The organism is Aliivibrio fischeri, assembly GCA_038993745.2.
GTDB lineage: Bacteria > Pseudomonadota > Gammaproteobacteria > Enterobacterales > Vibrionaceae > Aliivibrio > Aliivibrio fischeri_B.
The window spans coordinates 489,102-503,889 of sequence record CP160629.1 but is presented as its reverse complement, the minus strand read 5'-3'; the positions used below and the strand labels follow the sequence as shown (position 1 = coordinate 503,889).

The 14,788-nt window shown below is 40.3% G+C and carries 12 protein-coding genes and 2 tRNA genes; 3 read left to right on the top strand and 11 right to left on the bottom strand.

Annotation, left to right across the window (positions count from 1 at the left end; all coding sequences use genetic code 11):
- Positions 1-92: 92 nt before the first annotated feature.
- The 10 genes from infB to rlmE all read right to left on the bottom strand — a co-directional run bounded on the left by infB (position 93) and on the right by rlmE (position 10,621).
- Positions 93-2,771, bottom strand: coding sequence for a translation initiation factor IF-2 (infB, locus tag AAFX60_002485; GenBank protein ID XDF78084.1), 2,679 nt, complete (start codon positions 2,769-2,771; stop codon positions 93-95).
- A 24-nt stretch (positions 2,772-2,795) separates the two neighbouring features.
- Positions 2,796-4,283: a transcription termination factor NusA gene (nusA, locus tag AAFX60_002480; GenBank protein ID XDF78083.1), complete on the bottom strand. Its 1,488-nt coding sequence runs from the start codon at positions 4,281-4,283 to the stop codon at positions 2,796-2,798.
- Positions 4,284-4,300: 17 nt separating this feature from the next.
- Complete coding sequence (gene rimP / locus AAFX60_002475) at positions 4,301-4,756, bottom strand: ribosome maturation factor RimP (protein ID XDF78082.1); 456 nt, start codon at positions 4,754-4,756, stop codon at positions 4,301-4,303.
- A 162-nt stretch (positions 4,757-4,918) separates the two neighbouring features.
- A tRNA-Met gene (locus tag AAFX60_002470) sits at positions 4,919-4,995 on the bottom strand.
- Positions 4,996-5,064: 69 nt separating this feature from the next.
- A tRNA-Leu gene (locus AAFX60_002465) sits at positions 5,065-5,149 on the bottom strand.
- Positions 5,150-5,158: 9 nt separating this feature from the next.
- Positions 5,159-5,491 (bottom strand): preprotein translocase subunit SecG, encoded by a 333-nt coding sequence (gene secG, locus AAFX60_002460; GenBank protein XDF78081.1) that lies wholly within the window; start codon positions 5,489-5,491, stop codon positions 5,159-5,161.
- 151 nt (positions 5,492-5,642) lie between these two features.
- Positions 5,643-6,980: a phosphoglucosamine mutase gene (gene glmM / locus AAFX60_002455; protein ID XDF78080.1), complete on the bottom strand. Its 1,338-nt coding sequence runs from the start codon at positions 6,978-6,980 to the stop codon at positions 5,643-5,645.
- 47 nt (positions 6,981-7,027) lie between these two features.
- On the bottom strand, positions 7,028-7,864 hold the full coding sequence (gene folP, locus AAFX60_002450) for a dihydropteroate synthase (GenBank protein XDF78079.1): 837 nt from the start codon (positions 7,862-7,864) through the stop codon (positions 7,028-7,030).
- 68 nt (positions 7,865-7,932) lie between these two features.
- Positions 7,933-9,906 carry an ATP-dependent zinc metalloprotease FtsH gene (gene ftsH, locus AAFX60_002445; protein ID XDF78078.1) on the bottom strand — a complete coding sequence of 658 codons (1,974 nt, stop codon included), beginning with the start codon at positions 9,904-9,906 and terminating at the stop codon, positions 7,933-7,935.
- An 85-nt stretch (positions 9,907-9,991) separates the two neighbouring features.
- Positions 9,992-10,621 carry a 23S rRNA (uridine(2552)-2'-O)-methyltransferase RlmE gene (gene rlmE / locus AAFX60_002440; GenBank protein ID XDF78077.1) on the bottom strand — a complete coding sequence of 210 codons (630 nt, stop codon included), beginning with the start codon at positions 10,619-10,621 and terminating at the stop codon, positions 9,992-9,994.
- A gap of 118 nt (positions 10,622-10,739) precedes the next feature.
- Here rlmE and yhbY point away from each other — a divergent pair, with 118 nt between their 5' ends.
- Complete coding sequence (yhbY, locus tag AAFX60_002435) at positions 10,740-11,036, top strand: ribosome assembly RNA-binding protein YhbY (GenBank protein XDF78076.1); 297 nt, start codon at positions 10,740-10,742, stop codon at positions 11,034-11,036.
- Between the two features lie 99 nt (positions 11,037-11,135).
- Here yhbY and greA read toward each other — a convergent pair whose 3' ends face one another.
- Entirely contained in the window at positions 11,136-11,609 is a 474-nt protein-coding gene (greA, locus tag AAFX60_002430; GenBank protein ID XDF78075.1) for a transcription elongation factor GreA, read from the bottom strand.
- Between the two features lie 590 nt (positions 11,610-12,199).
- Between greA and ompU the strand changes: the two genes are divergently transcribed.
- Both ompU and dacB read left to right on the top strand, forming a co-directional pair.
- Positions 12,200-13,165: a porin OmpU gene (gene ompU / locus AAFX60_002425; protein ID XDF78875.1), complete on the top strand. Its 966-nt coding sequence runs from the start codon at positions 12,200-12,202 to the stop codon at positions 13,163-13,165.
- A 142-nt stretch (positions 13,166-13,307) separates the two neighbouring features.
- Positions 13,308-14,714 carry a serine-type D-Ala-D-Ala carboxypeptidase gene (gene dacB, locus AAFX60_002420; protein ID XDF78074.1) on the top strand — a complete coding sequence of 469 codons (1,407 nt, stop codon included), beginning with the start codon at positions 13,308-13,310 and terminating at the stop codon, positions 14,712-14,714.
- The last annotated feature ends 74 nt before the right edge of the window (positions 14,715-14,788 follow it).

Sequence of the window (14,788 nt, the reverse complement as noted above, 5' to 3'; positions counted from 1 at the left end):
GATGGGGGGCTTGGTAATTACCAGCCCCCCATGGTGTATTCAACAACCGATTACTACTTACCTTTAAAGATAACGTTAGTAATTATAGTCAATTAGTCAAGAGTACGTTTGATCTCAACGATTTCGAATACTTCGATTTGGTCACCAACGCGTACGTCGTTGTAGTTCTTAACGCCGATACCACACTCGTAACCATTTTTAACTTCAGCCACGTCATCTTTAAAGCGACGTAGTGATTCTAGCTCACCTTCGTAAATTACTACGTTATCACGTAGTACACGGATTGGGTTGCTACGCTTAATCGTACCTTCTGTAACCATACAACCAGCGATTGCACCAAGTTTAGGCGACTTAAATACGTCACGAACTTGAGCAAGACCAATGATTTCTTGTTTAAACTCAGGAGCAAGCATACCGCCCATTGCAGCTTTAACTTCATCGATCAGTTGGTAGATGATTGAGTAGTAACGAAGATCTAGGTTCTCGTTTTCAATTGTACGGCGAGCAGTTGCATCAGCACGAACGTTGAAGCCAAGAATAATAGCGTTAGATGCTGCTGCAAGTACTGCATCAGTTTCAGTAATACCACCAACACCAGAACCTACGATGTTAACTTTAACTTCGTCAGTTGACAGTTTACGTAATGAATCAGCAATCGCTTCAACAGAACCTTGAACGTCAGCTTTTAGAACTACATTTAGTTCAGCAACTTCACCAGCAGTCATATTAGAGAACATGTTCTCTAATTTCGCTTTTTGCTGACGAGCTAGTTTAACATCACGGAATTTACCTTGACGGTAGTTTGCAACTTCACGTGCTTTACGCTCATCACGAACAACTGTAGCTTCATCACCAGATGCAGGAACGCCAGAAAGACCAAGGATCTCAACAGGGATAGATGGACCAGCTGATTCAATCTCTTTACCATTTTCATCGCGCATTGCACGAACACGGCCGTATTCTTGACCACAAAGAACGATATCGCCCTTGTTAAGAGTACCAGATTGAACAAGAACTGTTGCAACAGGACCACGACCTTTATCAAGACGAGATTCAACAACAACACCTGATGCCATGCCTTCTCTTACCGCTGTAAGCTCTAAAACTTCAGACTGAAGAAGAATCGCTTCTAGAAGACCATCGATATTTGTACCTTGTTTAGCAGAGATGTGAACAAACATGTTCTCACCGCCCCACTCTTCAGGAATTACGTCGTATTGAGCAAGCTCATTCTTAACGTTATCTGGGTTTGCATCTTCTTTATCGATCTTGTTCACAGCAACAATCAGAGGTACACCTGCCGCTTTTGCGTGTTGGATAGCTTCGATTGTTTGTGGCATAACACCATCATCTGCTGCAACAACAAGAACAACGATATCTGTCGCTTGAGCACCACGAGCACGCATAGCGGTAAACGCTGCGTGTCCAGGAGTATCAAGGAAAGTGATCATACCGTTGTCAGTTTCAACGTGGTATGCACCGATGTGTTGTGTAATACCACCCGCTTCAGCGTCAGCAACGTGTGCACGACGAATGTAGTCAAGTGTAGAAGTTTTACCATGGTCAACGTGACCCATGATTGTAACTACTGGAGCACGACCTTCAGCTTCAGCGCTGTTGTCACGATCAGATAGTACCGCTTCTTCTAATTCATTTTCTTTACGAAGAATTACTTTGTGACCCATTTCTTCTGCAACAAGTTGTGCAGTTTCTTGGTCGATCACTTGGTTGATAGTCGCCATAGCGCCCATCTTCATCATAACTTTGATTACTTCTGTTGCTTTAACAGACATTTTACTTGCTAGTTCAGAAACAACAATTGTTTCACCGATAGCAACGTCTTGCTTAGCAACTGTCGCTGACTTATCAAAGCCATGTTGCATTGAAGTAGGTTTGTTAACTTGTGCTTTTTTATTGCGACCGCCACGTTGGTTACGACCACCGCGAGGAGCTGCTTCTGCAGGTTTTGCTTTTTTCTTACGACGGCGAGGTTGTTGCTCTTCTTTACGATCAGCCGCATCTTCTGCTTCACGAGCATGAGAAGAAGTTGTTACATGGTAATCTGCATCTTTTTCAGCTGCTGATTTCTTTTGCTCTTCTTCTTTCCAACGAGCTTCATTTTCTTCAGCAAGTTTACGAGCTTCTTCTACTAATTTTGCCGCTTCAGCTTCTGCCTTACGAGTCGCTTCTAGTTCCTGACGAGCTTTAAGCTCCTCAGCTTCTTTTTTCGCTTGTTCGTTTTTCTTAGTCATTTCTTTTTTAGCCTTATCAGCTTCAGCACGTTTCGCTTTTTCTTCAGCTTCACGTTTCGCTTTGGCTTCTGCCTCAGCTTCACGTTTTGCCTGCTCTTCCGCTTCACGTTGTGCTTTTTGTTCAAGTTCGCGAGCTGCAGCTTCCTCTGCATCGCGTTTGGCTTGTTCTTCAGCTTCTGCTTTCAGTTGCTCAGCTTTTTTCTCTTCTTCAAGTGCGCTTGCTTTTACATAAGTACGTTTTTTACGAACTTCTACTTGCACATCTTTACTTTTACCACCGCTACCCGCAACACTTAACGTGCTGCGAGTTTTGCGTTGAAGAGTTAGACGTGTAGGTGATGCACTATCATCAACACTACCATGCTCTTTCTTCAAGTGAACCAGCAAAGATTGCTTTTCACTTTCAGTTACAGAGTCTCCGTCTTTTTTATTAATACCAGCATCCGAAAATTGCTGAAGTAAGCGGTCAACTGGAGTTCCAATTTCTTCACTAAGTGCTTTTACCGTAAGCTTTGTCATACCGCTTCTCCTTGCTTGCTATTATTATTCTTCGTCACTAAACCAACAGATGTTACGAGCAGCCATGATTAACTCACCAGCACGCTCTTCTGTTAGATTTTCAATATCAGACAGTTCATCAACACCTTGGTCTGCAAGGTCTTCAAGTGTAATAACACCTTTAGCTGCAAGTTTGAAAGCAAGCTCACGCTCTAAGCCTTCAAGAGCAAGTAGGTCTTCAGCTGGCTCAACGCCATCTAATGATTCTTCTTGAGCTAGCGCTAATGTTGTTAATGCTTCTTTCGCACGAGTACGTAGAGCATCAACAGTATCTTCATCTAACTCTTCAATTTCTAGAAGTTCATTTACAGGTACATATGCAACTTCTTCTAGAGTAGTGAAACCTTCTTCAACTAATAGCTGAGCAAAGTCTGCATCAATATCTAAATGCTTAACGAATGCATCAATAGAACCTTGAGCTTCTTCTTGGTGCTTCTTGTTAAGATCAGCAACTGTCATTACGTTTAATTCCCAACCAGTAAGTTGAGATGCTAAACGTACGTTTTGACCACTACGGCCAATTGCTTGTGCTAGATTATCAGCTTCAACAGCGATATCCATTGTGTTGTTGTCTTCATCAACAATGATTGAAGCAACTTCTGCCGGAGCCATTGCATTGATAACAAATTGCGCAGGGTTATCATCCCAAAGCACGATATCAATACGCTCACCACCAAGCTCACCAGATACAGCTTGTACACGTGCGCCACGCATACCAACACACGCACCAACAGGGTCAATACGCTTATCGTTTGTTTTAACTGCGATCTTAGCACGAGAACCTGGATCACGAGCCGCACCTTTTAATTCAATTAGCTCTTCGCCAATTTCAGGTACTTCTACGCGGAATAGTTCAGTTAGCATTACGCCTTTTGAACGTGTCATGAATAATTGGAAACCACGTGCTTCAGGTTTAACTGCATATAGCAGACCACGAACACGGTCACCTGGACGGAAGTTTTCACGTGGAAGTTGATCTTCACGTAAAATTACCGCTTCAGCGTTGTTACCAAGATCTACGATGATTGCATCACGGTTTACTTTCTTAACGATACCAGTGATTAGCTCACCTTCATTATCAATAAACTGTTCAACGATCATTGCACGTTCAGCTTCACGTACTTTTTGTACGATAACTTGTTTCGCTGTTTGAGTTGTAATACGGTCAAATGTTACTGACTCGATATCATCTTCAACGTAACCACCGATTTCGATAGTTTCATCTTCAAACTGTGCTGCTTCAATAGAAATTTCAAGCGTTGGATTTTCAACGTTTTCTACTGCAACCCAACGACGGAATGTTTCGAAGTCACCTGTTTTGCGATCGATCGCTACACGTACTTCAATTTCCATTTCAGATTTTTTCTTTGTTGCTGTTGCAAGCGCGATTTCTAATGCTTCAAAAATTCGCTCACGAGGAACAGCTTTTTCATTTGATACTGCTTCTACAACAGCTAAGATTTCTTTGTTCATTTTAGCCTCTTCAAGCCTTAAAATTTAGGAACCAAGTTCGCCTTTGAAATGTTGCTTAACGCAAATTCTTCATTGTTACCATCAACTGTAACCGTAACAATCTCACCGTTAATTTCAAGGATGTCACCTTTCCATTTACGACGGTTATTCATCGGCATCTTTAATACAAGGCTGACCTCGTGACCAACAAATTGTTGATAATGTGCTGCTTTAAACAGTGGACGTTCAAGACCTGGAGACGAAACCTCTAGGTTATATGCTACTGTAATTGGATCTTCTACATCCATTACTGCACTAATTTGACGACTGGCTTCTGCACAGTCTTCCACAAAGATGCCATTTTCATGGTCGATGAATACACGTAGTGTTGAGTGTTCACCCGCACGTACGAATTCTAAACCAACCAATTCATAACCTAAAGCACCAACAGGAGCCTCAAGCATTTCTGTTAGTTGTCTTTCTAATCCTGTCATTGATATCCCCTGAAAAAAAAAAGGGCTCAAGGCCCAATTCTTAAAAAACAGTCTGTTTCAGATAGCAAAAAACCCCGTAATTGCGGGGTTTAATACTGCTGGACCCTGAATGCCACTTGCGTGACTTACTTAAATAATAGCAATAACTCTTATTTAAGTAATTGGTTGCGGGAGCCGGATTTGAACCGACGACCTTCGGGTTATGAGCCCGACGAGCTACCAAGCTGCTCCATCCCGCGTCCGAAAAGAACAAAGAAATTATAGTTTCTTTATGCTTTTATTACAAGAATCAGATTCTCGTCTGAATATGGTGCCGAGAGAGGGACTTGAACCCTCACACCATAAGGCACTAGCACCTCATGCTAGCGTGTCTACCAATTTCACCATCTCGGCTAAATTCTTTTAAAGAGGAACGTCGCTGTCTTCAGTAGCAGGAACATCGCTCGCGTTGTCAGTTACTTGCTCTGTCGCTTGTTGATCTAATTTAAGATCAAAACCTTCAGATTTATGCGTAGACATATTGCCTAGCGCCAAACTGATAACAAAAAATACTGTTGCACAAATTGCAGTCATTCGGGTTAAAAAGTTTCCAGAGCCACTAGAGCCAAATACAGTATTTGATGCTCCAGCCCCAAATGAAGCTCCCATATCTGCGCCTTTACCGTGTTGTACCAATACTAGGCCAATTACACCGACTGCGGCAATCAGATAAATCACAAGTAGAATCGTATGCATTCCGTCACCCATGTATCTAATTAATGTACCGGTAGCCTATTGGCAACACCAGCGCCCTCTCAATTAAGAGGCCGAAGGATATTAACCAAACTAGGCTACTATGACAAGTTAAAATTAACAAAAAACGTTCAATTTCATTTAATTGCTCAAATTAGCAGCTTTCTTTCACCGCATCCGCAATTTGTTGCGCATATTGTGTCACTAATTCCGCATCTTCACCTTCAACCATAACGCGAATTAAAGGCTCTGTACCTGACTTACGCAATAATACACGACCATTATCACCTAATTTAGCTTCCACATCAGCTTGAGCTGCTTTTACTGCATCTGATTCAAGAGGATCATTCTCACCAGAAAATCGAACGTTAACTAAGATTTGTGGGAACATTGTCATGCCATCACATAATTCTTTTAATGACATTTTACTGCCTACAATCGACGCAATAACTTGAAGCGCTGCAACAATAGCATCGCCCGTCGTTACTTTATCTAAAAGAATAACGTGACCTGAATTCTCCGCACCAATTAACCATTTGTTTTCTAGAAGTTTTTCCATCACATAGCGGTCACCAACATCTGAACGAACAAATGGAATTCCAAGATTACGTAAAGCAACCTCCATCCCCATATTCGTCATCAATGTACCAACCACACCACCTTTTAACTCACCACGACGCAGTGCGTCACGAGCAATGATGTACGCAATCTGGTCGCCATCTACTTTCTCGCCGAATTCATCCACCATAATGATACGGTCACCGTCACCATCAAATGCAACACCAAAATCGGCTTTTTCTTCAACAACTTTTGCTTGAAGAGCTCGAACATCCGTCGCACCAACTTCATGGTTAATATTGGTACCATTTGGTTCACAACCGATTGTGATGATCTCTGCACCTAGCTCTTTAAACACATTAGGAGCAATATGATACGTTGCACCATTAGCACAATCGATAACAATTTTTAGACCAGCAAGACTCAATTCTTTAGGGAATGTACTTTTACAAAATTCAATGTAACGACCTGCAGCATCATTAAGACGAGAAGCTTTACCAAGTAAGGCTGATTCAACACATGTCATTGGCTTATCAAGCTCTGCTTCAATCGCCATTTCAACGTCATCCGGAAGTTTTGTCCCTTCTGATGAGAAGAATTTAATGCCATTATCGTAGTATGGATTATGAGAAGCTGAAATCACAATACCTGCTTCTGCACGAAATGTTTGAGTAAGGTAAGCCACAGCTGGAGTTGGCATCGGACCCGTAAATTTAGCTTGTAATCCAGCAGCGGCTAAACCTGCTTCTAATGCTGATTCAAGCATATAACCAGAAATACGCGTATCTTTACCAATAATGACTTTTTTTGTACCTTGCTTAGCTAAAACTTGTCCTGCCGCCCAGCCAAGCTTCATAACAAAATCAGGTGTGATAGGTGCTTGCCCTACTAATCCTCGAACGCCATCAGTTCCGAAATATTTACGTTCAGCCATGTTGTACTCCATGTTTTTTTAATAATTTATTTAAATTGAACAACTCTTTAATGAGGAGATTGTTCTAAAGTTGCTTGGCAAACCTTTACGATATCCATCGTTTGTTCAAAATCATGAACACGAATAATTTGCGCCCCTTTCATGGCTGCAATCGTTGCACAAGCCAAGCTGCCAGATACTGCCATTTTCGGCTCTACATCTAGTAACTTAAAAACCATCGATTTTCTCGACATCCCAGCAAGAAGCGGCAAACCGAATTGATGAAAACGCTCTAGCTCAGCAAGAAGCTGGTAATTATGCGCCAAGGTTTTACCAAAACCAAATCCAGGATCGAGAATTAACTTATCTTTTGCGATACCAACCGATTGGCATGCATCTATTCTTTCACTTAAAAAGCTCGATATGTCGGTAAATAAGTCTTGATAAGAAGGATTAGTTTGCATAGTTCGAGGTTGCCCTTGCATATGCATCAAACAAACAGGAACATTCGCTTTTGCTGCGACTTCCAAGGCATTCGGCTCTTGTAGTGCCCTCACATCATTAATTAAATCAGCACCGGCTTTTACTGCCTCTTCCATGACGACAGCTTTACTTGTATCAATAGATATCCAAGTATCAAAACGTTGATGAACGGCTTCGATGATTGGTAATACTCTATCTAGCTCTTCTTGTAATGATACTTCAGGGGCTCCAGGTCGCGTTGACTCTCCACCAATATCAATAAAACTCACCCCAGCATTAACCATTTTTTCGGCTTGCTTAAGCGCAGCATCTAAATGGGTAAACTGGCCACCGTCAGAAAAAGAGTCAGGTGTTACGTTAAGTATTCCCATGACATGAGAGCGATCTAATAAAAGGGATTTATTTTTACTTATTAGTTTCATTACTCTACACCTTTAATAAATACAAAAACCCCGAGCATAACTCGGGGTTTCATTTATCTTATTTCATCTTACTTTTCAGATGATTCAGAATCATTTTTTGTTTCATCAGTTGGAGTTGGTTGTTCTTTTGTTTCTTCAACCTTCTCTTCTGCTTTTGATTCTGTTTCTTCTTTTTCTACTGGTGCTTCAGTCTTCGCTTGAGGCTGTGGGTTATTATCACCCCACCCTTGTGGTTCGCGAATATCAGCTTTACGATCCATGAGATCATCAATCTGACCGGCATCAATGGTTTCAAACTTCATCAACGCATCTTTCATCGCATGCATGATATCCATATTATCTTCAAGGATCTGTCTTGCACGAGCATAGTTACGATCAATGATAGTACGGATCTCAGCATCAATTAATTGCAGTGTTTCTGGAGAAACATGCTTAGGTTGATGAGAACCACCGTGACCAGAGAACGGGTCGCCTTGATCTTCTGCATAAAGTAGAGGACCTAGAGCATCAGAGAAGCCCCATTGCGTTACCATTTTACGAGCAATATCTGTTGCGCGTTCAATATCGTTCGATGCACCAGTTGATACCTTATCAACACCGTAAATCAATTCCTCAGCTAAACGACCACCATATAGACTCGAAATCATCGATTCTAAATGTTGACGGTTCATGCTGATACGATCTTGTTCTGGTAGATACATAGTTACACCCAACGCTCGACCACGTGGAATGATAGATACTTTGTATACTGGATCATGTTCAGGAACTAAACGACCAACAATCGCATGGCCTGCTTCATGATATGCTGTTGATTCTTTAGTTTCTTCAGACATAACCATTGATTTACGCTCTGCGCCCATCATGATTTTATCTTTCGCTAATTCAAACTCAACCATTGAAACAACACGCTTATTGCCGCGCGCCGCAAACAAAGCAGCTTCGTTTACTAAGTTAGCTAGATCTGCACCAGAGAAGCCAGGAGTACCACGAGCAATCAACGATGGTTCTACGCCAGCACCTAATGGTACTTTACGCATATGAACTTGAAGGATCTGCTCACGACCACGGATATCAGGTAGACCAACAACAACTTGACGGTCGAAACGACCTGGACGTAGTAATGCTGCATCAAGTACGTCTGGACGGTTAGTCGCAGCAATAACAATGATGCCTTCGTTACCTTCAAAGCCATCCATTTCAACTAGCATTTGGTTCAATGTTTGCTCACGCTCATCATTACCACCACCAACACCAGCACCACGTTGGCGACCTACAGCATCGATTTCATCAATGAAGATAATACAAGGTGATGATTTTTTCGCTTGTTCAAACATATCACGAACACGTGACGCACCAACACCCACAAACATCTCAACAAAATCAGAACCAGAAATTGAGAAGAAAGGTACTTTTGCTTCACCGGCAATCGCTTTTGCAATCAACGTTTTACCTGTACCTGGAGGACCAACCAATAAAACACCAGTTGGAATTTTACCACCCAGTTTTTGGAAACGGCTTGGTTCGCGCAAGTAATCAACTAACTCTTTTACATCTTCTTTTGCTTCATCACAGCCAGCAACATCATCAAATGTTGTTTTGATTTGCTCTTCAGTCATCATCTTGGCTTTACTCTTGCCAAAGGACATAGCTCCTTTGCCACCGCCACCTTGCATCTGACGCATGAAGAAGATCCAAACACCAATAAGAAGAATCATTGGGAACCACGAGATGAAGATAGACTCAAGTAAGCTCTGCTCTTCTGGTGGTGTACCTTTAACGATTACATTTTGGTTAATTAGGTCATCAAGCAACTTAGGATCTTGGAATACTGGCATATATGTTACGTAACGAGTGCCGTCACGTTTCATTACCTTAATCTCACGATTATTAAAGGTTGCTTCTTGTACTTGACTATTACCTACTTCTTTAACAAAAGTCGTATAGTCAATTGAACGACCAGAGCTATCACCTGGTCCAAAACTCTGGAATACCGACATTAAAACAACAGCGATAACCAGCCATAATATTAGATTTTTTGCCATGTCACTCAAGGTGTTAACCCCGCGTTAACTAAATAGATGAAAGACAGAGTACTACAGTTTATATTCTGTATCTACTACGTAAAACTTATCCTTTGTAACCAGTCGCTACAATATATACTTCACGTGAACGAGCACGTGATGAATCAGGCTTTCTGATTTTTACTACTTTGAACATATTACGCACTTCTTGCAAGTACTGATCAAAGCCTTCACCTTGGAATACTTTCACAGTAAAGCTGCCATTTGGCGCAAGAACTTGACGACACATATCCAAAGCTAACTCAACTAAGTACATCGCACGAGGCTGATCTACCGCTAAGTTACCACTCATATTTGGCGCCATATCAGACATTACGACATCAACCATATCAGGTTGAATTCTCTCTAATAGTGCATCCAATACTGCTTCTTCCCTAAAGTCCCCCTGTAAAAAACTTACACCAGCAATAGAGTCCATTGGCAAGATATCACAAGCAATAACTTGTCCTTCATCACCAACTTGCTCAACCGCATATTGTGACCAGCCACCAGGTGCAGCACCAAGGTCAACGACTGTCATTCCTGGTTTTAAAAGCTTGTCTTTATTTTGAATTTCTTCAATTTTAAAAATAGCACGAGAGCGATAACCTCTTTTTTGAGCCTCAAGAACGTATTTATCATCAAAATGTTCTTTTAACCAGCGACCAGAGCTCGCTGAAACTTTATTCTTACTCATGCATTACCTAAAAATACTTAATTAAAATTAGAAGACTGCAACAAAAAATAGTCTTCCTGCTTAGATGGCGTTAGAATAGGCTGTTTTCAACCCTTAATATAGAAAAAATCGGGTATATATGAACCTAAGCACAAAACAGAAGCAATACCTTAAAGGTCTTGCTCACAACCTAAAACCCGTTGTATTGATGGGTGCAAATGGTCTAACAGAAGCTGTAGTAGCTGAAATTGAAATTGCACTTAATCATCACGAGTTAATTAAAGTTAAAGTCGCTTCTGAAGACCGTGATACTAAACAACTGATTGTTGAAGCAATTATCCGTGAAACAGAAGCTGAAAAAGTTCAAGTTATCGGTAAAACACTTGTTTTATACCGTCCTAGCGAAGATCGTAAAATCGAAATTCCTAGAAAATAATTTCTTCCATTTAATCTAAAGAAATTAAAAAGGCCGTAGTAGTTATCTTTAAAGTAGAGTTAACTATGCGGCCTTTGTGTTTCATACAAGTAATAAATATTAAATGTAATCTACAGCGTCAATCTCGAACTCTTTCGTACCGCCAGGAGTTTGAATGTTTACTTCATCCCCTTCCATTTTGCCAATTAAGCCACGAGCAATCGGTGAATTCACAGAGATTCGACCTTCTTTAATGTTCGCTTCATCATCAGCAACGATTTGGTATTTCACTTCTTCGTCTGTATTCACATCAATTAAAGTCACTGTTGTACCAAAAATAACTTTACCAGTGTTGGTCATTTTAGTTACATCAATAACCTGAGCTACAGATAGTTTATATTCAATATCACGGATCTGTGCCTCACAAATACCTTGCTCTTCACGTGCTGCGTGATATTCAGCATTTTCTTTTAAATCGCCTAGCTCACGAGCTTCACCGATCGCTTTTGAAATCAAAGGACGACGCTTTAATAATACTTCTAATTCATCACGCAGTAGCTTTTCGCCACGTACCGTCATTGGTACCTTATCCATATTTATATACCTCTAGAGCTGAAATCAGAAATTCAGCAAATAAAAATCCCACCAAAGGCTCTCAATAAACAGACCATTGAGCGTAAACCTTAAGTGTTTCTGTTAAATATTAATTCTCTCTAGTTTAAACAAAGAAAGTTTTTTTATCACCTATCTATTGTTTGTTTCTACGAATTGTTTTCAAAAATGACGAGTACGCAAATTAAGAACCTCGTCTCAATTCTTAAATATCAACAATTTAAACCATATAAAATTAACTAAAATGAGAACAAGCTCACATAAAGTTCCAAAACAAAAATCAAAAAAACATAAATTTACATTTACCGCAAAAATCAGACAAACTTTCCCTCATTTGCGTAACCAACTGAAAAATAAAGATCAATATCACATAAAAACAATAAAAAACGCTGTTCAATTGTACTTTTTAGATTGTTTTACTAACCTTTTTGTGCCTTTACCCATGAAAATAGTCTTATTGAAACAGTGAAGGTAACTGATTAGAAATCTCTTAGACATAAGAAGTAATAAACAGTTCGTTTCATTAAAAATGGAAATTAATCTCCTCCACCCTTATAGGAATTAGAATAATGATGAACAAAAAAGTATTAGCTCTAGCAGTAGCAGCAATTACTTCAGCTGGTGCAGTAAACGCAGCAGAACTTTATAAAGACGAAGCACAATCTATCGAAATGGGCGGCCGTGCTGAAGCTCGTCTAGCTATGAAAGATGGTGACGCAGCTGATAACACTCGTATCCGTCTAAACTTTAAAGGTACAACTCAAATTTCTGACGGCCTATACGGTGTTGGTTTCTGGGAAGGTGAATTTACAACTAACGATGCAGTAAATCCAAACGGCAACCTTGAAAACCGTTACACATACGCTGGTATCGGTGGTAACTTCGGTGAAGTAACTTACGGTAAAAACGACGGTGCTCTAGGTGTTATCACTGACTTCACTGATATCATGGCTTACCACGGTAACTCTGCGGCATACAAACTAGCAGTAGCTGACCGTGAAGACAACGCAATTGCTTACAAAGGTCAATTTGGCGATTTCGCATTCAAAGCAAACTACCGTTTTGATGATGCAGCAGCTAACCAAGAAAGCAACGACGGTTTCTCTACTTCTGGTATCTACGCATTCGGCGACTCTGGTTTCAAACTAGGTGCTGGTTACGCTGATCAAGGTACAGACAACGAAGCAATGGTTGCTGGTTCGATGACTATGGGCGACTTCTACTTCGCTGGTACATTCACTACAGGTGAAGTTGTTGACCTAGACTACACAGGTTTCGAAGTAGCTGGTGCTTACACAATGGGTAAAACTGTATTCACAGCGACATACAACAACGCTGACCACGATACAAATGCTCTAACTGTTGCTAACAACGAAAACGCTGACAACTTTGCTGTTGATGCTACTTACTTCTTCAACGCAAACTTCCGTACTTACATCTCTTACAACCTGAACCTTCTTGATGACGATGCATCAAAAGGTATCACTAAAGCGATGACAGAAGACGAAGTTGCTCTAGGTATGCGTTACGACTTCTAATCAGTCTTAACTCTTACTTAAATAAAGCGCTCACCTCGGTGGGCGTTTTTTATTTGTGACGCCTTCTGAAATTTTTCTAATTCATTACACATCATTATCAACAGACGTTAAGATATCTCATTATTTTCAAATTGAGCTCATCATGTTTTTTTCTCGTTACTCCCTTATCGCACTCAGTCTTATTTCTTTTTCAAGTATTGCTGATATTAAAGAGACACTTTCTTCTCTCCCATCTGGTAGCAGAGCCGCTATTACTGTCGAAAATCTACAATCAAATAAGATAGAATTTCAACAAAAACAAGATGAACTATTGCCACCAGCAAGTACCTTAAAAATTTCCACTGCATTAGCGGCTCGTTTAGCTTTAGGGACCGAATTCACGTTTACAACAACACTATATAAAGCGGATAAAGATGTTGTTTTGACTTTCTCTGGCGATCCTTCTCTATCACGAAAACAACTTTCTGAATTATTTAATGATAGTGAACTAAAAACCATCCAAGGTGATTTATGGATCGATGGAAGTATCTTTACTGGATATGAGCGAGCAGTGGGTTGGCCTTGGGATATTTTAGGCGTCTGTTATAGCGCACCATCAAGTGCATTAAGTATTGATGAAAACTGCGTTCAAGCTTCAATCACCACTCATGAGGATGGAAGTACCAAGGTCTTTGTGCCTATTCATCAACCTATTTCTTTTTCTAGCTATGCTAAAAGTGTGAGCAGAGAAGAACAAAAATCGACGTTCTGCGACCTAGAGTTAACCACTCAAGGTAACCATTATGAGCTAAACGGTTGTTTAGTTAGGCGTAATAAACCTCTGCCATTAAAATTTGCTGTGCAAGATACAAGAGATTTCACAAAAAGAACCGTATCTAAAATCCTATCTGAGCATAATATTAAACTTAATGGTGAAATTCATTTTGGTGCACCAAAGTCTGAATTAACCAACTTAAACGTATTGGCTAAACATAACTCTAAACCATTAATGGAATTATTGGACCACATGCTCAAAAAGTCTGATAACCATTATGCTGATAACTTAACTAAGATGTTAGGCCATTTAAATTACCAGCAGCCAGGTAGCTTCACCAATGGCACAGCTGCAATTAAAGACATCTTATTAAAGCAAGCGGATATTGATTTAAGTAATGCCGTATTAGTTGATGGTTCTGGTTTATCACGTAATAACCGCATGACAGCTAATCAAATGAAAAGCATTCTTCAATTCATTCATAAATACGATAAAGAGCTAGGTTTAATTGAACTATTACCAACCTCTGGTATTGATGGCACCCTAAAGTATCGTAATAGCATGCGTAAAGAGCCAATTAAAGGCAGCATGAAATCCAAGAGTGGTTCACTATTTGGTAGCTATAATATGGCAGGATTTGTTGGTTTAGAAAATAAAGAGCCTCAGCTGTTCGTTCAATTTGTTGCAGATTATCACCCTGTTGTAGCAAAAGAAGGAGCCACTCCGGTTGAACGACCAATAGATTCCTTTGAGAAAAGCTTTTATCAAGAATTAATTAAATTATCACAAGAGTAACGTTTTCTAGCAATTAGTAATACCAATTCCATTAATAATCTAATCTGTTTAGTTATCTTGGTATAAACCAAAAA